Source organism: Mycobacterium leprae TN (assembly GCF_000195855.1).
Taxonomy (GTDB): Bacteria; Actinomycetota; Actinomycetes; order Mycobacteriales; family Mycobacteriaceae; genus Mycobacterium; species Mycobacterium leprae.
Genome location: NC_002677.1, coordinates 1,307,525 through 1,329,712, shown reverse-complemented (window position 1 = coordinate 1,329,712; position 22,188 = coordinate 1,307,525). Strand labels below are relative to the sequence as shown.

Here is a 22,188-nt window from a genome sequence, read left to right as displayed (position 1 = left end):
CCTAGGCATGGTCCTAATAGTTGTCGCGACGGCGCAACAGCGGGATCACCGTCGCCATGCCAGTGATCACAATTGCGCCCAACATGACCGCTCCGGTGTTACGCGGGTTGAAGAAAATCGTGCTTGCCGCACCGAATGCGACGATGCCCACCCAAAGGTAGATCAGCAGCACCACACGACGATGCGAGTGTCCGATCTGCAGCAGCCGATGGTGCAAATGCATCTTGTCGGGGCTAAAGGCGCTACGACCCGCGCGAATACGACGCACGATCGCTAGCAGCAAGTCGAGCATAGGCACAAACATGACCGCCACCACCAGCAGGAACGGTGACAGCAGAGCAAACACATCGCGAGTGCCGTAAGCGTTCTGCGAGATCGGTCCAGCAGCGGTCGTAGAGGCCGCCGCAAGCATTAAGCCTACCAACATCGACCCGGAATCACCCATGAAGATCTTGGCCCGGTGAAAGTTGTGCGGCAGGAAACCCAGACAGGATCCCGCAAGTACCACCGAAATCACCGCCGGCGGATAAAACAACACGTCACCATCATGGTCACGAAGCAAGCCAACCGAGAATATGCAGATTGCCATCGCGGTAATGAGCCCCAACCCGGCGGCCAGTCCGTCGAGTCCGTCGACGAAGTTAATCGCGTTAACGATCGACACGGTCAACGCCAAGGTAAGCAAAATCGAGGAGGTCTGGTCCAACACGATAGTGCCGACGCCACCCAGCGGGATATAGAGGACACTCCAAGCAACTCCCATGGTGACCAGCACGCTGGCTGCGGTGATCTGACCCGCAAACTTCGTCAGTGCGTCCAGACCCCAGCGGTCGTCGATCAGTCCGATACCCGTGATCACCGCACCAGCCACCAATACCGCGGGCATGCCCGAGGAATAGACGAACCCGCGGGTAAGCGCCGGAAGCTGAGAAGCCAGAAAGACAGCAGCCAAAACGCCGAGATACATGGCCAGCCCACCCATCCGTGGGGTTGGCGTCACATGAACATCGCGTTCGCGAGGATAAGCGACCGCTTCCAAGCGGTTGGCTAACACCCCTACCAGCCCAGTTGCGAAGTAAGTGATGATCGCGGCGGTCAGTCCGACCAATGCAAGCTCGCGCAGCGGGACACCAGCACTACGCTCAAACAAGGCGAGCAAACCACTGGCAAAGGTGGCTAGGTCGCTGGACATCTCGCGAACGTACTGCACCAACCTGAGACCCGCCTAACCGCGCTGGCCAGTTTAGGCGATCAGACTCGCGGGAACCACCCCTAGCACCTCCGCGATCCGCGCAACGCTCACTGGGCCGGCTCGCAGGATCCGCGGGGTTGCTTCGGTCAAGTCGACGATAGTCGAGGCGGCCTGCTGCGCGGACGGACCGGCATCCAGATAGACCCCGACCAGCTCTCCGAGTTGACCCCGCGCCCCGTCGACGTCGACCGCTGCCGGCTGACCGGAGACGTTGGCACTGGAAACCGCCATCGGGCCAACCTCACACAATAATTCGATGGCAACCGAGTGCAACGGCATTCGCAGCATCACGGTGCCGTGCGCATCGCCGAGATCCCAATTCAACGATGGCGCGTGCACCACTACCAGACTCAGCGCACCCGGCCAGAATGCGCGGATCAGCTCACGGGCCCCGTCAGGCATCGTATAGACCAGACCTTCAATGGTGTGCCAGGAGCCCACCAGGACACCCACCGGCATGTCACGTCCTCGTCCCTTCGCCGACAGCAGTGCGGCCACTGCGGCGCGGTCGAAGGCGTCAGCGCCGATGCCGTAGACAGTGTCCGTCGGCATGACAACCAGTCGACCACCCTTGAGCGCCGCGACCGCCGAAGCGATCCCACGCGCACGCTGGTCTGGGTCAGCACAATCGAACACCTCATTCATGCGTACCACTTCTCCTCATCCCTACGCTCTGCATCGTCGCGACGCAATTCATGCGCTCCAGCTTTCCCGCCTGCGGGCCGTCACAAACCTTGGCCGACCGGCTAGATCTCTGTGGGTCAAGACATCGTCGAAAAGATCTGTTCGGTAGACCAAGTCAAGCGTTGGCACCGACGTGCTGTCGTCATGCTCGACGGCGAATAAACCACCAGGGCGCAGCCAACGCCCGGCTAGACCGACAATGTCAGCCGTCAGCGCCATTCCGTCCGGACCGCCAAATACCGCGTGACGCGGATCATATTGGGTCACTTCAGGTTCCAGAATGGATTGCACTACTGGATCGTCAGGAACGTAGGGTGGGTTGGCCACAAAGAGATCGACGCATCCATCAAGTTCAGGCAACAGAGCCGGGGTGGTGACATCGGCACGCACGCATTCTACTGCGGTGCCTTCAGCATTGCGGCGTGCGTAGTCCAGGGCCGAATCGGAATCGTCGATGCCAATCACTCGTGCCGCAGGCCGATGGTGAGCCAGCGCGACCGCTAAAGCGCCGGATCCAGTACACGCATCCACAATCACTGGCCGCTCCGGCAGCCGCTGTGCCATCACCCACGCCAATATGGCCTCGGTCTCTGGGCGCGGTATGAATACATCCGGGCCGACATGCAGCACTACTGGCCCGAACGACACCGTACCGATGAGATGCTGCAACGGCACCCGCCGCGACCGCGCGGCAACGGCGTCGCTGTAACGCCTGAAAAACTCCTCCCCGGGCGTGTCAAGTAAGGCCAGCCGACCGCGGTCGGTGCCAGCCAGGTGAGCGGCCAGCTGCTCGGCATCGCAACGCGCAGAACCGATCCCCGCTTCCTCGAGCTGCGTCACAGCAGAATCAATCGCACGCCGCAGCCGAATCATCATACCTGTTGCAACCTTGACTGCTTATCAGCAGCACTTAACGCGTCAAAAAGCGCATCCAGGTCACCGTCTAGGACCTGATCGAGATTGTGTGCCTTGTAACCGATTCGGTGATCCGTGATCCGGTTCTCCGGGAAGTTGTAGGTGCGAATGCGTTCACTACGGTCCACCGTGCGAATCTGGCTGGCCCGATCCGCCGACGCGTTGGCTAGTGCTTGCTCCTCGGCCATTGCCTGCAGGCGGGCGGCCAACACCTGCAACGCACGTGTCTTGTTCTGCAGCTGCGACCGTTCGTTTTGACAGGTGACAACAACCCCGGTAGGTAGATGAGTGATCCGCACCGCGGAATCGGTTGTATTAACGCCTTGGCCGCCTTTGCCTGAAGACCGGTAGACATCGATGCGCAGATCCGACTCGTCGATGTGCACTTCACCTATTTCCTCGGGTTCCGGATAGACCAGCACGCCCGCTGCCGAAGTATGCACACGGCCTTGGGATTCCGTTACCGGTACCCGTTGCACCCGGTGCACCCCGCCTTCGAACTTCATTCGCGACCACACCCCGTCGACAGCGTCACCATCACTGGCACCCTTATGAGAAATCGCTAACGTCGCGTCCTTATAGCCGCCCAGATCCGAGGTGGTTTCGTCCAGCACCGTCACCGTCCAACCGTGCCGTTCGGCGTAGCGGATGTACATCCTCGCAAGGTCAGCAGCGAACAAGGCCGACTCTTCACCACCCTCGCCGGATTTCACTTCAAGCACTATGTCGTCGGGGCCATGCGGGTCATGTGGCGCCAGCATGTCAGTGAGTTGGGTAGTTAGTTCGGCTATCCGTGATTCCAGTTCGGCGATCTCGTCAGCGAACGACTCATCGCCGGCGGCGAGTTCACGTGCGGTCTGCAAATCGTCGCGCGCCGATATCAGCTTGCGGTGCGTGGCCACGATCGGGGCCAATCGGGCGAACCGACGTCCGGCTTTGCGCGCCTCGGCGGGATTGCTGTGCAGTTCCGGGTCTGCCAATGCAAGCTCAAGTTCAGCGTGTTCGATAAGCAACACGTCGATCGATTGCACCGGCTGCGCCATATCAACTCCTACCGCAAACTGCTACCACCAAACACGAAACGACACCCGGCCTGTGCAGGTTCACGCACAGTTCGGACGGCAGTGAGCCAGCTATTTATTGTTCTGCTCCGGGTACGCAGCCACCTGGTCCACCCCAACCTTGCGTTTGCCATAGCGCTTTTCGAAGCGGGCAACCCGGCCGCCGCTGTCCAAAATCTTCTGCTTGCCCGTGTAGAACGGGTGGCACTGCGAGCAAACCTCGACCACAATGCGGCCTCCCGGCTTGGTGCTGCGTGTTTGGAAGGTGTTGCCGCATCCGCAGACCACGGTGGTCTCCGCGTAGGCGGGATGAATATTAGCTTTCATAGTATCCCTATTTGGTCGTCTACCGCCCTGGTCCCCGTGTCGATCCGGCAGCCAGGCAGGAACTCCGAAAACCGGAGGTGGTTCGGTAGTGGTCGACCGCCAATTATGCCAGGTCAACCGCCACCACCCCAAACACCCAGATGCGCCCGTGCATTCCCGACCAATTGGCCAAGATGACCCGGCTGTACCAACCCTACGACAATCGCGACTTCACCAAGTAGCCGCCAAGGAGACGCCCGTCAGGTCGTGTCGCGTACGTAGTGGCTGTGTCGCGCCATTGCTCGCCGTACTTCACCAGCGGCTTAGGCCGCTAATCATCGTCCATGGAACCTGGCGTAGTCTTGGATACCTGCACCAGGAACTCGTAATTTGTCTTGGTCTTGCGTAACTGCGACATCAACAAGTCGATGGCCTGGTGGGAATCCAGACCCGACAACACACGGCGCAGCTTGTGCACGATGCCGAACTCGTCAGGCGACAGCAACAACTCGTCTTTGCGAGTACCGGAGGGGTTGACGTCCACAGCGGGGAAAACCCGTCGCTCAGCAATCTTGCGGTCCAGCTTCAGTTCAGCGTTACCGGTACCTTTGAACTCCTCAAAGATAACCATGTCTCCGGTGGACCCGGTCTCGACCATCGCGGTGGCAATGATGGTCAGCGACCCACCTTCCTCGATGTTGCGAGCGGCGCCGAGGAATCGCTTAGGCGGGTAAAGCGCGGTGGAATCGACACCACCGGAGAGGATGCGACCCGAGGCCGGCGACGCGTTGTTATAGGCGCGCCCCAGGCGAGTGATCGAGTCGAGCAAGACGACGACGTCTTTGCCCTGCTCGACGAGCCGCTTGGCGCGTTCAATAGCCAGCTCGGCGACCGAAGTGTGATCCGACGGCGGCCGATCGAATGTCGAAGCGATGACCTCGCCCTTGACTGAACGCTGCATGTCGGTGACCTCTTCAGGTCGCTCGTCGACCAGCACGACCATCAGATGACATTCCAGATTGTTCCTGGTGATCGCGTTAGCGATGTCCTGCAGGATCGTGGTCTTACCAGCCTTGGGCGGCGACACGATCAACGCGCGTTGGCCCTTGCCGATCGGCATGATCAAGTCTATAACTCTGGTGGTCAACCGATCGGGCGTGGTTTCCAGACGAAGCCGCTGATTGGGGTACAACGGTGTCAGTTTGCCGAACTCGGGCCGCTTCTTAGCATCTTCAACCGATCCACCGTTAATACTGTCCAGACGCACCAGCGGGTTGAACTTCTGGCGCTGGTGGCCCTGCTCACCTTCTCGGGGCACCCGAACAGCTCCGGTCACTGCGTCACCCCGACGCAAGCCGTTCTTGCGCACCATACTCATAGACACATAGACATCGTGCGGACCAGCCAGATAACCAGAGGTACGAACGAACGCGTAATTGTCGAGAACATCAAGGATACCGGCGACCGGCTGGACGACGTCGTCCTGACGCAATTCGGCCTCGGCACCGTCACCGGACCGCTCACCGCGCCGCCTGCGATCGCGATCACGAAACCGGCGTCCGCGCCTGCCCTGGCGGCCCTCGCCGTCGTCGTCACCGCGCGGCTGCAAACTCGAACTCTGCTGTTCAACACCCTGATCGTTACCCACATCTGGTCCGCGCTCTTCGGTCTTGGTGTCCGATTGGCCCCCTTGGAGGGTGCGAGTGTCATCATCAGCAGTGCCCTGACAATCCGACTCCGTGGCCTCTGCTGTGCTAGTGCCGGCCGTGACATCCGCTTCACGAGAAGCGCCGCGTCGTTCCCGGCGGGACACCTCGACTATCGCATAGTTCTGTTCCTCTTGGGCAGCCAGTGCTTCGGTGCTGATGGCTGTTGCAGATCCACCGTGGTCTCGCGATGGGCCATCGTTGACCGACGTGCCGTTGGCTTGCCCCCTGCATTCCTCAATTGCGGCGATTAGTTCGCTCTTACGCATGCCCGACGTGCCCTTAACACCGGCTTGATTAGCCAGCGCCCGCAGTTCAGGCAGCACCATCGTGGACAGCGATCCCAGTGACACGGTGGCCGCAGTGGCTTTGACATCGGGAGTGTCTGTAGTCACGGCGTTCGTCAGCTCTGTGTCATCAGTGTTTTCGCCAACCGTGATAAGGTCCGTTTCAGTCACGGATTTCCTTTCTTCCCTCGCTGATCACGTCATGCGAGGAGTCGTTGCATTCAGCCAAAGTGCTGAGCGCGCCCAATCATCGACTCTAATTAACGGTGATCGCCAAGATCGGCGGCCGAAACGGCGAACCTCGTCCACGAAAAGAATTTGATGTTGTCCTAGCGTCAACACAGTATGAATGCACATGCAGATGCTGCAATTGCTGGACAGGTTCAAGGATAGCCCGCTTCCTTGCCGGAAGCAAGCAAACCCGCCGGCAACGGTGTGAATTAACCGGGAACTGTGACCTCTGGCCGCCAGCACACTTCATCCCCGGCGGTCATCTTGATGATGATAAATCCGTTTGCGGCGCCGTACTCTGCCGCTTCCCGGGGCAACTCCGACTGTGTGCTCAAGGCAATTAGGGATGGACCCGCTCCAGAAAGCGTCGCTGCCACGTTATGACGCCGCAACAGTCGCAAATATTCCGCCGAAGCCGACATCGCCGAGGCGCGGTGCGGCTGGTGAAGCACGTCTTCTGTCGCGGCCATCAGAAGATCAGGCCGTTCAGTAAGTGCTACCACCAACAACGCGGCACGACTCACATTGAATCTCGCGTCGTCGTGGCTAACCCGGGCAGGCAACAGCACCCGACTCTCCGCGGTTGAAGAACGTTCCTCGGGAATAGCGGCGAAGAGATGGATATCGGGATGAAGCCGCAGCGGTACCGCGCAGTAGTCAGGCTGATCATAACTGCGGTCAACCCACGAAACCACCGCACCGCCCAACACCGCAGCCGCCGCGTTGTCGGGATGACCCTCGAACTCCGACGCAAGCTGGATTAGCTGAGCGTTGCTTAGCGGTGTCGAATCAATCTGGGCAACAAAGCCGTTCACCACTGCTAGGCCACCGACCACAGCCGCCGCGGAGGAGCCGAGACCACGGGAGTGGGGGATAGCGTTGCGGCAGCGCACTACCAGGCCAGCCGCACTCACCCCAACAGCCTGCAGGCCGCGTCGGACGGCACGCACTACCAGATGTTCAGGGCCCATCGGCACCTGGTCGGCTCCCTCGCCATCGACGACAACAACCAAGCCGGAATCTGTTGTCTCGACCACAATCTCGTCACAAAGACTCAATGCCAGACCGATGCTATCGAAACCCGGACCGAGGTTAGCGCTAGACGCCGCCACCACGGCGCTGGCCACCAGACCAGCAGGCAGCATCCAGGTCACCAACAGCCTTTCACTGAGCCCAACGAGTGGCGCCCCACCGCACCCAACTGCGTCGCACTTGCGATCACCACTAGACCAGCCCTAACTGCTCGACAACAGCGACCGCATCGACAGGCACTGGGGAGACGCTCGGCATATCCTTCAACGCCGTGTCGGGATCCTTCAGACCGTTGCCGGTTATCGTACACACCACCGTTGACCCACGAGCCACCCAGCCACCATCGATGGCCTTGAGGAGGCCGGCGATGCTGGCCGCCGATGCGGGTTCGACGAAGACGCCTTCAGCACGTGCCACCAGATGGTATGCAGCCAGAATCTCCTCATCCGTCGCGGCCAGGAATCGTCCCTTGGATTGCTGCTGGGCTTCGACAGCCGACGTCCATGACGCCGGCGAGCCAATGCGGATCGCAGTAGCGATGGTTTCGGGATGGCTCACAGGCTCGCCGAGTACCAGGGGAGCCGCGCCCGCGGCCTGAGTACCCAACATCCTAGGCAGTCTGTCGATCAGACCATCAGCGTGATATTCGGTGTATCCTTTCCAGTACGCAGTGATGTTCCCAGCGTTGCCGACCGGAAGGGCATGCACGTGTGGTGCGGTGCCTAGCGCGTCAACGATCTCGAACACCGCTGTCTTTTGACCTTCGATTCGCACCGGGTTAACCGAGTTGACCAACGAGATCATCGGGAAATCAGCAGCCATTTTACGAGCCAGTTCCAGGCAATCGTCGAAGTTGCCGTCGATCTGAATGATCTTGGCTCCATGCATGACCGCCTGTGCGAGCTTGCCCATCGCAATTTTACCCTGCGGAATTAGCACCGCACAGGTAATACCGGCGCGGGCAGCGTATGCCGCCGCCGACGCCGAGGTGTTTCCCGTCGACGCGCATAACACGGCACGTTGCCCGCGGGCCAGTGCATCGGTCACCGCCATCGTCATGCCCCTGTCTTTGAAGGAGCCGGTGGGGTTGAGGCCCTCTACCTTGAGGTGAATCGTGCAGCCAGTCTGTTCGGAGAGTCTGGGCGCAGCAATGAGCGGCGTGCCACCTTCTAGCAAGGTAACCGGGGTCCAATCGTCGCCCACTGGTAGTCGGTCTCGGTACGCTGCGATCACACCCGGCCAAGGCTGGTGGGTGGTCGTCTGCTGGCCGCTCACAGGCTGATTCCTTCCAGTCGCAACACACTTGTGACACCCTGCACGACGTCTAAGTCAGCCAACGCATCGACGGTTTCGGAGAGCGCGGCGTCGGTGGCGCCATGAGTGACCACTACAATACGGGCTCCCACCCGTCGTCCGCCGTCATCCACCACACCTTCTTGACGAACTTCGGCGATGCTCACTTCGCGCTTGGCGAATTCTGCTGCTACCCCTGATAATACACCAGGCTTGTCGGCTACATTCATGCTCACGTAATATCGAGTAGAAATGAAACCTATTGTTTCCATAGGCAATTGAGCATACTTGGATTCTTTTGGACCGCGACTGCCGAGCACTCGGTTGCGCGCCGCCATTACCAAGTCACCAGTCACCGCCGACGCGGTAGGAGCACCACCGGCGCCCTGGCCGTAGAACATCAGCCGCCCGGCGGCCTCAGCCTCCACCACCACGGCGTTGAACGCTCCGCTGACCGTGGCAAGCGGATGTGACATGGGGACCAATGCAGGATAAACGCGGGCCGAAACTCGTTGCTGGCCATCGGCGGCGGTAATGCGCTCGCAAATGAACAGCAGCTTAATGGTGCAACCTAACGCCCGCGCCGACACGAAGTCGGCCGGAGTGATCTTGGTGATGCCCTCGCGATAGACATCATCGGCGGTTACCCGAGTGTGGAAAGCGATCGATGCCAGGATCGCGGCCTTAGCCGCAGCGTCATGGCCTTCGACGTCCGCGGTGGGATCGGCTTCGGCGTAGCCGAGCGCTCTCGCACCGGCCAGCGCGCTGTCGTAGTCGGCACCGGTGCTGTCCATCGCAGACAAGATGTAGTTGGTGGTACCGTTCACAATACCAGCCACCCGCAGCACGGTGTCACCGGCCAGTGACTGGGTTAATGGGCGGATTACCGGGATGGCACCTGCTACTGCAGCTTCAAAATACAAGTCGACATGCGCACTTTCGGCAGCCTGCGCCAATTCACCAGTGGAGGCGGCAAGCAACGCCTTGTTCGCCGTGACGACAGACTTGCCATGTTCGAGCGCTGACAAGATCGCCTTGCGAGACAGCTCAACTGGTCCCATCACTTCAACGACAATGTCGACGTCCGCACGGGAGACGAGTTCTTCAATGTTGTCGGTCAACAAATCGACCGGAACACCCCGGTCGACGGCGACACGACGCACCCCGATGCCACGCAGCATCAATGGAGCGCCGATACGAGCCGCGAGGTCGTCAGCGCTGCCCTCGATAATGCGAACAACTTCGCTGCCGACATTGCCCAACCCGAGTACCGCTACACCGACCGTCCTTTCATCACTGAACACAGGTCACCTCACTTCCAGACTCAGCAGATCGTCAACCGTCTCCCGGCGCAGGATCAGACGAGCTTGCCCCGCGCACACCGCAACCACAGCGGGGCGGCCGAGCATGTTGTAACGACTTGACAACGAATAGCAGTAGGCCCCGGTTGCGGCCACCCCAACCAGGTCGCCGGGTTTCAAGTCGTCAGGAACCCAGGTGTCACGTACAACGATATCGCCACTTTCGCAATGCTTTCCGACGATGCTGGCAGGTGCCGCTGGCGCATCGCTAGTTCTCGAGACAAGTCGGACGTCATATTGCGCGTCGTAAAGCGCTGTGCGGATGTTGTCGCTCATCCCCCCATCGATGCTGACGTAGCGCCGGTGCGCGGTAGCACTCACGTCGACGTCCTTAATAGTGCCGACCTCATACAACGTGATGGTGCCCGGTCCGGCGATGGCGCGTCCGGGTTCGACCATCAACTTAGGCACCGGCAGCCCCACGGCGGCTGACTCGTTGCTCACGATAGCGCCCAGCTTGGCCGCCAGCTCGAATATCGGCGGTGGGTCGTCATCCGGCAAGTACGAGATCCCCAGGCCACCACCGAGGTCGACGATCGATAGCTGGGCTGTCTTCTCCGGATCAAACTCGCCGACAATATCGCACAGTAGGCCGATGACACGGTGTGCAGCAAGTTCGAAGCCGGCGACATCGAAGATCTGCGAACCGATGTGGCTGTGCAGCCCAACCAGTCGCAGATTATCGGTTGCGAATACCCGGCGGACCGCAGCCATCGCCGCACCGCTGGCAACCGACAGCCCGAATTTTTGATCTTCATGTGCAGTGGCGATGAACTCATGAGTGTGCGCCTCTACACCGACAGTCAGGCGCACCAAGACATCTTGGACGATGCCCGCTTCGCCCGCGATGGCATCGAGGCGCTCGATTTCGGTCGTCGAGTCTAAAACGATATAGCCCACTCCGGCTTTGACTGCATCTTTCAACTCTGCTACCGATTTGTTGTTACCGTGCAAGCTAATACGCTCTGGTGGAAAAGAAGCATGCAGCGCAACGGCCAACTCACCGCCGCTGCACACGTCGAGAGAAAGACCTTCTTCGTCGATCCACCGAGCTATCTCGGTACACAAGAAGGCCTTGGCGGCATAGTGCACATTTTCCCCACCGCCGAATGCAGCCGCTATCTCCCGGCAACGGAAACGGAAGTCGTCTTCGTCGATGACAAACAACGGAGTCCCATACTCCCCGGCAAGGTCGGTCAGTTTATTTCCCGCAATGCAAGCAACTCCGGTTTCATCTCGAGTAATGTTACGCGGCCAGACATTTGACGCTAATCGCAACAGGTCATCTGAGGGTTGCACACGCTGTGGAGTCGCGGTGTGACGGGTTTTTTCAGCGTGCCGAGGACCGGCGGTATGTACGTTCACATCCGCTCCGGAGCACTGACTCCGAGGATCGCCAGCCCGTTGGCAATAACCTGACGATTGGCCTGGCACAGGGCCAAACGCGCGGTGTGCAGGTCGGTAGGCTTCTCGTCGCCTTGGGGCAATACCCGGCAGGAGTCATAGAACCGGTGGTAATCTCCGGCGAGGTCTTCCAAATAACGGCATACACGGTGTGGTTCACGCAGTGCAGCAGCGGTTTTGAGCACCTGGGGGAATTCACCGACGGTACGTAATAGTGCACCTTCCTTGTCGTGACTGAGCAGCTCGAGGTGTCCGGTGTCGGGAATCAGTCCGAATTCGGCAGCGTTACGAGCCAATGCCGATAGGCGGGCATGCGCGTATTGCACATAATAAACAGGGTTTTCATTCGAGGACGAGGACCACAGTGCCAAGTCAATGTCAATCGGAGTGTCCACCGACGAGCGGATCAGGCTGTAGCGCGCGGCGTCGACACCAATCGCCTCGACCAGGTCGTCGAGCGTAATCACGTTGCCTGAGCGCTTACTCATCCGGACCAGCTGTCCATCGCAAACCAGGTTCACCATCTGTCCGATGAGCACCTCGACGATGGCCGGGTCATCGCCGAATGCGGCGGCCGCAGCCTTGAGCCGGGCGATATATCCGTGGTGGTCGGCACCAAGCATGTAGATGCACAAGTCGAAACCGCGTTGCCGCTTGTCCAGGTAGTAGGCAAGATCACCGGCGATATAGGCCGGCTTGCCGTCGCTCTTGATCACGACACGGTCCTTGTCGTCACCAAAAGCGCTGGTGCGCAACCAGAGTGCACCATCCTTTTCGTAAACATTACCGGTATCGCGCAGTCTGGCGATGGCCTCATCGACCCGGCCGCTGGCATGCATCGAGTCTTCGTGGGTGTAGACATCGAAATCGGTGCCGAACTCGTGCAACGACTTTTTGATGTGGGTGAACATCAAGTCGACGCCGATTTCGCGGACGGTCTCGTGCATCTCGGATTCGGGCAGGCTCAGCGCGTAGGGTGCCTGCTGCATCACCTGCGCGGCGATGTCGGTTACGTAGGTGCCAGCGTAGCCGTCGGCCGGAGTGAGCTCGCCTTTGGCCGCGGCGATCAAAGAGTTGGTGAACCGGTCGATCTGGGCGCCGTGGTCGTTGAAATAGTATTCGCGCACCACAGCGGCACCCTGCGTCGACAACAACCGACCCAGTGCGTCCCCGACAGCTGCCCACCGAGTGCCGCCGATGTGGATCGGTCCGGTCGGGTTGGCCGAGACGAATTCTAGGTTGATCTGGTAACCAGCCAGGTCATCGGAGTGGCCGAAGTTTTTATCGGCGTTGATGACGGTGTTGACAATCATGGCCTGCGCCGACGCGTCAAGACGCATGTTGATGAAACCCGGTCCCGCCACCTCTACGTCCGCGATGCCGCCGGCCTGCGCCAGCACCTCGGCAAGCCATCCGGCTAGTTCAAGCGGGTTTGCACCGACTTTTTTGCCCAGCTGCATGGCCAGGTTGCTGGAGTAATCTCCGTGCTCAGGATTTCGCGGCCGCTCCACGGTGACCGTCTGCGGCAACGCAGCGGCATCGAGCCCGCGCTCAGCCAGCACCACAATAGCGGTTGTTTTGAGCAGCTCAGCCAGATCGGCAGGGGTCACGAATGTCCATCCTATGGGCTGTGGCCATAACGCCCGAATCCGTCGCAGTAGCAGCCAGCCTCGCAATAGTTCAGACGGCGTAGCCGTCAGAAGTGGGGACATTTTACCGCTTGCGGGGACGAACTGGATAATATCGCCCAGCCATCCCGATGCGCTAATCTGCTGGAGCCCACTGGTGCAACATGTTATTTGTACGCCCCCGTAGCTCAGGGGATAGAGCATCTGCCTCCGGAGCAGAAGGTCGCAGGTTCGAATCCTGCCGGGGGCACCAGCTTTACTGCAGTTCAAAGGCGATTTTTCTGCCAAACTGGCGCGGCCCATCCCCCAGGCATGCCTTTCGGTGCTTCCTTCCATTGATATTAGCAAACACCACTGGAAGGAAGCACCGATGCCAACCTCCCCCGAGATCACATTCCATGGAGGTGGAGACGTTCCAGACAGACCGCACCAAGGCGGTGGTTAGTGGTGGTTAGTAAGCTGGTTTTAGCCGACGGTGAAGTTCGTTCGAAGTCGAGGTGAACCTTGGCTCAGTCGCGGGGACTGCCTCCTCCCGCGCTACGTTACGCCGCAGAAGTAATGACCCAGGCAACGGATAGCTTGTACAGCACCAAGTAGGTACGGTTCTTATGGCCGCGAGCATTATTCGTCCTAACATGCTAGCACTTCATGAGTTTGCAGCCCCGAAAGGACGGCTACATCGTCCATGTAGTCGCTGAGATCCAGTTGTTGGCTGCTACGGGCACAGTTCCCCGGCACGTCGGCCCGGACAGCGGCGTGCTGTTCACTGCCCACATCGATGTAACCACGAAAGCTGATTCAATAGACAACGGGTCTGAGACCAGCGATTGGCGCAGGTGTAGGATTTCATTGTCCGCCGAACTAACCCGCAACACGAGCAGGCAATCAGCGACGCGAAGGACCGCTACTAGGCAGTGGTACGCAAAACGACGCACAGCGGATGGGCATGGTTTACAGCAATTACGCTGGCCACCCTCAGGTAGGTACTGGTGCACGCCAACCTGGTCACGCTCGATCCAAGCGTGGTCAGATGGACACGGGTGCTATTCGGCGAGTTGGCAAAGGTATATGATGACGAGCCGCGACTATCAACGGCGCACCACCGCCATTGGTGGACGTGACTTTGCAGCCGCTGCACCGGCCCAAGGAATACCTCGACCATTGGGCCGACAACCGATAAAACCGCATGAACTGGACGAGCGAAACGTAAATAGAGCGGCAAACAGGCACGGCCGTCAACAGGCGCTACTGGCGGCCGTGTCTGTTTTGCGGCCTGATCAATCAGGATCGCAGACCCTTCTGCACTTGAACTAGGCATACCCAGCCACGAAAAAAGACACCGTGAACTCTCCCATGCCGCTATCCACCACCGGCGGGTGGGGTACCCCGATTCTGGCGGGGCGCAGAGTCTACGCTATTGGAGCGGCCGGACATGGACCGAATAAATTGCCGCAGCCGACCACTGTCGTCAAAGGGCTGAGCCATGCGCTGCATGCCAGCCTGACGCTGTTCACGTTCCCGTTGTTCGGAGGGAGGGACGTAGGTGATCATCGCACTGGACCAGTAAGAAACACGTCCACTGCATCTAAATGGATTACGCGGACTCTCCTGTTTGACCTCCATGTTGAGGGGCAATGCAAGGACCGCCTCGCTGCGCGTCATAGAAAAGACGCACCATTCCGGAGTCCTACCTAACCTGCTGGCGCTGGCTTCGCCTGCGCCAGCAGGTTAGGGTGTGCTAGTCGGGCCCCCTCGGCTTCCTGTTGCACAGTTCGTTATATCGCCGCTAGTTGACGCAGCCCATCAGCGATCTTCAACCAATCGATTTCACCCACTGCAGCCAACAGCACTAACACCTCGGCGAATCCACGTCGTAGAATATCAACCAGATCGATTCCCGTTGAAACGTAAAAACGCCAATACCATCGCCCACGCGGTCCGCTTGCTGCAATCCAAAAAGACGTGGCACACCCCAGGGAATGCAGTAAAGCGGCAGCTTTGTCCCCACAGCTTCGGGTCAGTATCGGCGCCTAACAAGCTGACCTGCGGCCGGGCAACAGCAGATTGTGGCATGCCCTAATCGGCCATGATTAGCGGAAAACCACCAGGCGATGCCACCCACCGACTACGATATCGTCCTGTTCCAGGTAGATTTGCCATGCAAACCGGCGGTTCCGCTCGGATGATCGAGCTGTGTGATGTATTCCAACGTTTTTCGGCCAACCCGGTCAGCACGATCACTAGCAACTGACAACATCGCGTCGCAGATTAACGACTTCAGCCCCTGCCCATTGATGCCAGGGGCAGCACACACGACCCAAGCTCGGCACCGGTAAATTGGATACTCAATTCTACACAGTAGATCACGCCTCCGAGAGTCGGCTAACGTTAGGTATCACGACGGTGCCAAGCATGCGGCAGGTACGCAATCTTGCGCGCAAGATCTGCCAAAGCAAACCTTTGAACTAGTCACCGTGAGCATAAACGTCCTCGTACTGGCGTTCCACCCAGAAGACGTGAAATACGTCATTGATGCAGACCCGACCATTGGAAGCTTCCAGTTGTACCGAAACGCCAAGAATTTATCTTGGTTGGCTAACTTCAGCGATATCAGGGGTTCTGATTCGGTACGCCAATATCCGTTCGGCACCGGAAACGTAGCGACCTGACTGGTGGATTCTGTATCCACTGCATCTGCGCGCGTTTATACAACGTGAGAGCCAACTGCTCTTGACCTGTCTTTGACCCCGATGACCCTTACTTCGTAATTGTTTTACAAGTAATGCAAACAAAAACACATGATATGTCCTGGTTATAGTAACTTGACTCCTAAAGCTTTTGGATGATTTCGTCATTGGCCTGCTGGCCACCGCGCCTCTTGGTCTCTTTTCGCCCCAAGGCACTCTCCTGATCGGCGTTATGCTGTCCGACTGGCTCAACCAGTACAACAGCCGCCTCCGACGCCCACACAGCTACACTTCGCCAGGTTCACCGGTTATAAAGCGTCACGCTCCGACAACATATCGCAGGTTTTCGGACCGGCAGAACCTCACCAGTTCCCGCCGTTACTATAACGTTCCGCACCCCGTAGGCCGGGAAGTTCTTCAACGCCTAAACATTCCAGGTCTTCAGCGCCTTCCAAGGCCTTTACCCTGATTTCGAGGGGCTCATCACTCCCTGCACCCCACCCGCAACGGGCAAAACCTCGAACCTAACGATGCCGCAGGCTTTGCGTCATGCTACTGACCACTCAGTCCCCCTAGTAAAAGGCTTTCGACACGGGGCTTCGACCCGGTCCTTTTCCAGACCAAGTCACCAGTCTGCTACCAGGCCTCCTGACGACTACCCGGACCGGACTTACACCGGCAAGCGATGACACGCTTATAACCAAAGAGCACCTACGCTAAGGCCACCGCCGATCTGCTGGTGGTCGCGCAAAAAAGCAAAACTAAATTCTCGGGCCGCTTTTCGTTTGGGGTCCTTAGGGGCGCCGGTGGGTTGGTAGTCTTTTTGTGGGGATCGAGGGTTAGCTCACGGGCCAATTCTCCTGGTGACGGTGTGGATGATCCGGACGTATTTAAGTCCTGGACAAGGATCAACACACGAGTGCCAGTGTAGGCTCGATCGACACCGATACAGTGCAGTTGTCCGAACACACGCAGGTTTTGCCAGTAAACACAACACCCGAAGCAAGGCCGACCAGTACGCCAAGCCACCCCGAACACCGTCGCGACGGCTGCTCAGCAATCCTGCCGTGGCCAGCTCGACGACGCACTGACATAGGCCGAGTCCACTAACCTGGCGCGGGATGACAGAACTGGTAATAAACGGCACTCTGAAAGATATTAGCAGTTTAATCGCCTAAGTTATGATAGGCATCGGTCCATATCATCAGTTCGCTCAGGCACTATAGTGGGGTATGAAGCACTTGTCTGCGGTATGCTGGCTAAAGCTGGTATATCCAGTGCTCCGGCCTACATGCCGCCCAGCGCCAGTTCAATCAGTACCAGTCCGCCATCCCTGCCGAGATTGCCAACCTCGATGTCAACCTGCTATCTGATATACCAGCTGACGCCGAAGACGCCGGCAAAGAGATCGCATGGTTCGATACCGAACTCTGTGGCGAGATCGCCCCAGTCTCCTCCGTGCTGCCACGAACAGAATCAGCAGCCGACTCTACAATCGAGAACTTGGCGGCATCATAAGCGCCAGATCTCCAAAACTGAAACATTGGAAAATATTAAGCACTGCCATATTCCACTGATCGTCGCAAACACCAAGGCAACGCAGTCAGCCATCGACCTGGCCGACCAGAGCAGCGACGAGGCCGTCTGGCCACGCATGACACACTGATGCACGAGACTGAACCGAGTATCGCCGACCAATGGTGAACCGAGCAAGTGTGGATCGGCTGTGGAAATTTCGGTCCACTAAACGCTAATTTCATTGCTCTGCAACATGTCCTGGTCATCTAAGCCATTGATTATCTACTCTGATTTGCCAAAAGCAATGACATAAAAGTCCTTTCACAAATCCCAATTGCTCATGCACAATTCGAAACCATCTACCCTGTCCTCGACGGCAACGGGAGCACCAGCAGGTCGTTGGTCCATTCGATGTTGCGCAACAGGCAATTAACGCGTTAGGTCACAGTCTCCGTCTCAGCGGGCCTGCTATCGGACACCAATTCGTATTTTCAGGAACTAACTACTTATCGCGAGAGTGATCCCGCACCGATAGTCGGAAAATGTCGGAGATATCGTCCCTGGCCGTCGTCAATGGTCGACACCTAATGAATGGTTTGCAAATGATCAAGAGAAGTGGGGATCGAAAGTCACTGCACGCCGCAACCCTGCTGTACGCCATGTGGCGAATTCCTAATCAAATGCCCAGTAGTCAAAGCACAACTGGTCAACGATCAACTAAACATCGCGATCAGCAACCATCTACCGATCCTTGGAACCGCTTGTCAAGGCCAAGATCATCGTCAAATTTACCGACAAGGCCCGTAACCGATCCTAGCTCACATTCGAAGTGCTCGACGCGCTAGACGCTTTCGCAGAGAGTTTCAGTCATCCAGCGCTGCTCACGTGAAATTGACGGTTGTCTGTCTTTCTGTTTTTAGCGATAAATAGATACTCGTCGACCTGGTATCGCGAACAGTAACCATCCGCCGCTGACCGCCGACAGTGATCACCACCCGCCACCGGGGCATCACACACGCCCTCCGTTTGGTCGCTGTCCTGTCAATGTCTTACGGGCCGGGTCACTCAGGCGACGTGGCCGAACCATCGGGCCAGGGCATGGCGACCGTTACCTCCTATAGTCTTGACGCTAGTACCGCAAGGTAGACGTCGCGCTGGCATCTTCGCCGCCAGTGCCTCCTGCAGAAGTGAGGCCGACACCTGTGCCCCGGTGCCGACGCTGGAGCCAGTTTGAGTTACCAACGGGACCATGGAGGTGGCCTCGGCAGCAGTGGTGGGACGAGAGGCATCAGCTGGTTTTCCTAGTGGAACAGGAAGGCGCCGTTGATACGGTGAGGTATCGCCGGAGTCACAACCTTGGCAGTACATCGGTCGGCACTGACGGTCTCGGTGGCTCGGAGCTCAGCCAGGAAACCCAGGCCCTAACGGAGCCGTCTGCGCGAACAGCTGACACGGTGAGCTATCGGTTGGCGAGGAATCCATTTTCCTTCCGAGGACGATCATGACCACTCGTTCTGCAAAGTGCAAGCAGTCTGAAAACTGCAGCGATTGAACAGATTTAGCTTTCAACCCAAGTTCTAAGCGTTTACCCTGTTCGTATTTATCGTTGCCGAGTGAAACCGAAGTGACGATGCACGCTTTGTGGATTTGTTCGCCAGAACCACCTCTTTCCGTGCGGCAGCGGGGTCATCACCACATCTAGGCGCACTCCATGGAGTGCAAGCGCTTCGGGTGATAAAGCCGAAACCTGCTGATAAGGTAGCACTTTGACCGGAACCAGCGATATGCAGACGGGTTACCGCCCACGGTGTCACCGAGCCACGTCAAAGTACTTCGGGGTAGATCCGAGAAATATGGTCGCTGCGCGGGACGCTCCTGCCAGGATTTCCGTACAAATCCGAGGTTGCTATATATCGAATTGTACTTCTGTACAAATTAATTCCTACTGAGAGTGCTTAGCCAAGCGTGTCAAGTGCGACAGCCAGCTGGTTGTTCTGGTACCAGAAAACCCTCTTCGGTGCTTACCTTGTTGCACAAGACCCGGTCAGTACAACACAGTCCATATCGCTGACTATAAGTTGATATCTGCTGCGGCGACGTTGGCTGTCGGCGGGATTGCATCCAATCGCCATTGTGTCGGCACCGAGTTTGACAGTTTGTGACTAGACAAGCCAGGCTGCGCGGATTGTCACGATCAAGCCACAAGATGAATCCTTTACTTGCCTAGATATTTCGCATTGTTAATGCAGAGCGAAGATGAACCCGTTGTCTGCACGTCAACCTAACAACTGTATGTCCATACATGACGGGAGATCCGTATTTTCGGTCAGGTCCTACCTGTGTTATGCTGAGAATTCTGCGACCGCCAACACCAATTTCCACCTGAGGCGGACACGCTAGAACGTAAGTTTCCGAACAACCGGGTGCTTGGCCTTGATCGCCTGCTGTGTATTGATCGCGACGTCCCTCGTGTGGTGAATTGCGTAATGCAGCGATGGCGACGAGCACCGCACCCACACCAAGCACCGACGCCGACGCGTTGATCGTCGCTGTAGACAATGTGCGTCGCATCACCAACTTCGACGGCCCCAGGCCCGACACATCCGCAAACGTGCATCAACTATCTCAAGAAAACATCAATGCTCCTGGACCGTGCCGAGCGACGGTCAACAACAATCTAGTATTCGACAACGGCTGAGAACAATTTCGTAGTATGGCACATAGCTGGAACACCGACAACCGGTTACCGGGGAAACGACTCTCTTTGAAGAAAGCAGTCAGGCCGTGAGTATACCCCCCCCCCCGAAAGGGGGCTACGGTACGTTACGAGCTTGCTCAGCTGGTCGCATCATTAACAGAGTGCGCTTCCTTGCAAGACGAAATCGACGATTTCGTCTTGAACCGGTCCAATGACTCCATGTTATGGCTCAGTTCAGCAGATTGGAATCATGTATATCACGTGAAATTATCGGTTTCGTATATCCATCGGTGTGTTAATTCTGGAACCAACCAAGCAATTCGCGACCGGTCCTCGACACGAGGACCGGTCGTATCAGCTAGTACCGCGAACACTGCGTCAAGTATTTTTTGAAAATTCGTCAAGGACCAGTGCTAATTCTGGTATCGACGCCAATAGCAGCGCCACCACCAAGTCGCCTAAGTTCACCTCGCAATAGCTACCGGAAGCACAATTATATCGAGACTCCGCAGAAAACACCACCACAAGCATTTCAGCGGATTCACAACACGGTCGATTGTAAATTGCTGGTGTGCAGGATACCACGCAACGACCCATCGAGCTGCGGCGTATAGAACGCCCACGACTTCACGAGTTGTCACACCTTCGGAATACCTTCTCCCATGTAGCAATCCCACCGGAACTCGAAGTGCCCAACCCATCTGATTTCGTCCCAGCTAAAGCGAGACAGAGTGGGTAACCTCGGGTTTTCGGAGTAGGTCTGTCGATCGCAGTAGCTAAGCACCTATCTGCCGGACACGGTGTTAAAATACTGAAAGTGGGTTTGGCTTGGCTGGCAACGCCACTGGTGCTGATCTTGTTAAGAACTCACCTTCACCAACGAGTATTTGCCATTCCAAGACACCATCGCTGCATGTACCGTAACCACTAGGGCAACAAAGGTCGTGATTGCCATTGCGCTGAGCACCGCAACCAACTGAGTTGCACACCTCGATCGTGGATCCATCGTGTTGAAGGTGCGGGTTCGATGACGCAAGGAAATATCAGCAATAAGCACAAACACGATCGCGCTGTGGTAGCTCGAGCTAGCTCAGCCCAACTGAAACTTTGTGGCCTTAAAGGGCTCCAGACATGCCAAGGACGAACACTGTCTACAACTTTAGCTGATAGGGCGTACCACGGCCCCGGCCTAGCCTACGGCGCACCGTACTGGACCGTGAGCGCGTCGCAGGCAACCTCAACACGCCATCCGTCGCTGACAAAAGCTTCAACGAAGCAATCTAATGCCTACATCGGTGGAGGTGAAGTACCAGGATCCACCGCGTTGAACCCCTTAACAGCGTCACATGTGGATTGCCGTCAGGCTTGGTCGTGGTAAGCCACATCGTGTAACATTGCGGACCCCCCAATTTAATCGTCGGCACCCAGCACCCGTCGAGCATTGCGCAGTGTGATCGTCATGCCGGTGTTGACCAACACCGGTCCCTAGAAATCATCGCCCGCTCAGCGGGAAAAGGACGTAGGCCACAATTGACCATGCATCAACGATCACTTCCGAGTGAATCATCTGCTCGACATCACCGCGAGAGAACCAGGCACTGCCTATGATCCTGTTCCTCGTGCTCGCGCTCCGCTGCTCTCTCGGAGATCCCGGTGGTCAAAAACTACCCACCCACGCTGACTAGTTTTTCCAAGCGCGGTGTCAAGCTGGCCGAGTGTCTCGAACAATGTCGAGTGTAATCGAGTCTCCTCACGTAGCTCACGCTTGACCCGCTCGAAGTCCGTCAGATCGGAAGCGGTGCCCTGAGGAACCTCCCAGCGCCAGGCGCCGACTGGATACCGTAACTGCTCAACCGACTGGAAACGATGCCCGTCGTAGGGCATCACCAACGCGTATGTCGACTTATACACTACGCCGTAGATACTGGGGCACCATCCGAGAAAAGGCTGTCGTCCTGGCGCAGCACCACCGTAAGGGGTCCAATAGATCTTACTAGACCCGACCTATTCGATCCTAGACACGTCAGATAGTAGTTACCTGCACCGAATCATGCCGATGACTCGGCGACGCGCTTGATGCGCCGGAGCGTCTCTTCGATGCCTAGGTTGACTGAACAACCTCTGG

Annotated in this window: 13 protein-coding genes, 1 tRNA gene and 1 pseudogene; 3 read left to right on the top strand and 12 right to left on the bottom strand. The window is 57.8% G+C overall.

Going from position 1 to position 22,188, the window contains the following annotated elements:
* Positions 1 to 13: 13 nt before the first annotated feature.
* From ML_RS05675 to argS, 11 genes are all read right to left on the bottom strand, one after another.
* On the bottom strand, positions 14 to 1,210 hold the full coding sequence (locus ML_RS05675; RefSeq protein ID WP_111481138.1) for a glycosyltransferase family 4 protein: 1,197 nt from the start codon (positions 1,208 to 1,210) through the stop codon (positions 14 to 16).
* A 33-nt stretch (positions 1,211 to 1,243) separates the two neighbouring features.
* Complete coding sequence (locus ML_RS05670; RefSeq protein ID WP_041322625.1) at positions 1,244 to 1,897, bottom strand: L-threonylcarbamoyladenylate synthase; 654 nt, start codon at positions 1,895 to 1,897, stop codon at positions 1,244 to 1,246.
* A gap of 48 nt (positions 1,898 to 1,945) precedes the next feature.
* A complete protein-coding gene (prmC, locus tag ML_RS05665; protein ID WP_010908153.1) occupies positions 1,946 to 2,812 on the bottom strand; it encodes a peptide chain release factor N(5)-glutamine methyltransferase in 867 nt (288 codons plus the stop codon).
* Positions 2,809 to 3,894, bottom strand: a complete 1,086-nt coding sequence (prfA, locus tag ML_RS05660) for a peptide chain release factor 1 (RefSeq protein ID WP_010908152.1) — start codon at positions 3,892 to 3,894, stop codon at positions 2,809 to 2,811. The genes prmC and prfA overlap by 4 nt, the downstream gene beginning before the upstream one ends.
* A 90-nt stretch (positions 3,895 to 3,984) precedes the next feature.
* Positions 3,985 to 4,239: a 50S ribosomal protein L31 gene (rpmE, locus tag ML_RS05655; protein WP_010908151.1), complete on the bottom strand. Its 255-nt coding sequence runs from the start codon at positions 4,237 to 4,239 to the stop codon at positions 3,985 to 3,987.
* Positions 4,240 to 4,549: 310 nt separating this feature from the next.
* The gene (gene rho / locus ML_RS05650) at positions 4,550 to 6,382 is read right to left on the bottom strand and encodes a transcription termination factor Rho (RefSeq protein WP_010908150.1); all 1,833 of its coding nucleotides are present in this window, start codon (positions 6,380 to 6,382) and stop codon (positions 4,550 to 4,552) included.
* Positions 6,383 to 6,651: 269 nt separating this feature from the next.
* Positions 6,652 to 7,587: a homoserine kinase gene (thrB, locus tag ML_RS05645; protein WP_041323781.1), complete on the bottom strand. Its 936-nt coding sequence runs from the start codon at positions 7,585 to 7,587 to the stop codon at positions 6,652 to 6,654.
* 79 nt (positions 7,588 to 7,666) lie between these two features.
* Complete coding sequence (gene thrC / locus ML_RS05640; protein WP_010908148.1) at positions 7,667 to 8,749, bottom strand: threonine synthase; 1,083 nt, start codon at positions 8,747 to 8,749, stop codon at positions 7,667 to 7,669.
* A complete protein-coding gene (locus ML_RS05635; RefSeq protein ID WP_010908147.1) occupies positions 8,746 to 10,071 on the bottom strand; it encodes a homoserine dehydrogenase in 1,326 nt (441 codons plus the stop codon). Before ML_RS05635 ends, thrC begins: the two co-directional genes overlap by 4 nt.
* Positions 10,072 to 10,074: 3 nt before the next feature.
* Positions 10,075 to 11,427, bottom strand: coding sequence for a diaminopimelate decarboxylase (lysA, locus tag ML_RS05630; RefSeq protein ID WP_172591962.1), 1,353 nt, complete (start codon positions 11,425 to 11,427; stop codon positions 10,075 to 10,077).
* Between the two features lie 62 nt (positions 11,428 to 11,489).
* The gene (gene argS / locus ML_RS05625) at positions 11,490 to 13,142 is read right to left on the bottom strand and encodes an arginine--tRNA ligase (protein ID WP_010908145.1); all 1,653 of its coding nucleotides are present in this window, start codon (positions 13,140 to 13,142) and stop codon (positions 11,490 to 11,492) included.
* Between the two features lie 195 nt (positions 13,143 to 13,337).
* Between argS and ML_RS05620 the strand changes: the two genes are divergently transcribed.
* The 3 genes from ML_RS05620 to ML_RS05605 all read left to right on the top strand — a co-directional run bounded on the left by ML_RS05620 (position 13,338) and on the right by ML_RS05605 (position 20,063).
* Positions 13,338 to 13,413: transfer RNA gene (locus ML_RS05620), tRNA-Arg, on the top strand.
* A 4,261-nt stretch (positions 13,414 to 17,674) separates the two neighbouring features.
* On the top strand, positions 17,675 to 17,806 hold the full coding sequence (locus tag ML_RS17910; protein ID WP_330944707.1) for a Fic family protein: 132 nt from the start codon (positions 17,675 to 17,677) through the stop codon (positions 17,804 to 17,806).
* Positions 17,807 to 19,859: 2,053 nt separating this feature from the next.
* Complete coding sequence (locus ML_RS05605) at positions 19,860 to 20,063, top strand: hypothetical protein (RefSeq protein WP_041322619.1); 204 nt, start codon at positions 19,860 to 19,862, stop codon at positions 20,061 to 20,063.
* 1,492 nt (positions 20,064 to 21,555) lie between these two features.
* Here ML_RS05605 and ML_RS05600 read toward each other — a convergent pair.
* Positions 21,556 to 22,090: pseudogene (locus ML_RS05600) on the bottom strand (NUDIX hydrolase).
* Positions 22,091 to 22,188: the final 98 nt, after the last annotated feature.

Coding starts and splice junctions, on each gene's coding strand:
- prmC (WP_010908153.1), bottom strand. CDS start 2,812: ATGATGATTCGGCTGCGGCGTGCGATTGATTCTGCTGTGACGCAGCTC.
- ML_RS05605 (WP_041322619.1), top strand. CDS start 19,860: ATGGCGACGAGCACCGCACCCACACCAAGCACCGACGCCGACGCGTTG.
- thrB (WP_041323781.1), bottom strand. CDS start 7,587: ATGCTGCCTGCTGGTCTGGTGGCCAGCGCCGTGGTGGCGGCGTCTAGC.
- rpmE (WP_010908151.1), bottom strand. CDS start 4,239: ATGAAAGCTAATATTCATCCCGCCTACGCGGAGACCACCGTGGTCTGC.
- prfA (WP_010908152.1), bottom strand. CDS start 3,894: ATGGCGCAGCCGGTGCAATCGATCGACGTGTTGCTTATCGAACACGCT.
- ML_RS05670 (WP_041322625.1), bottom strand. CDS start 1,897: ATGAATGAGGTGTTCGATTGTGCTGACCCAGACCAGCGTGCGCGTGGG.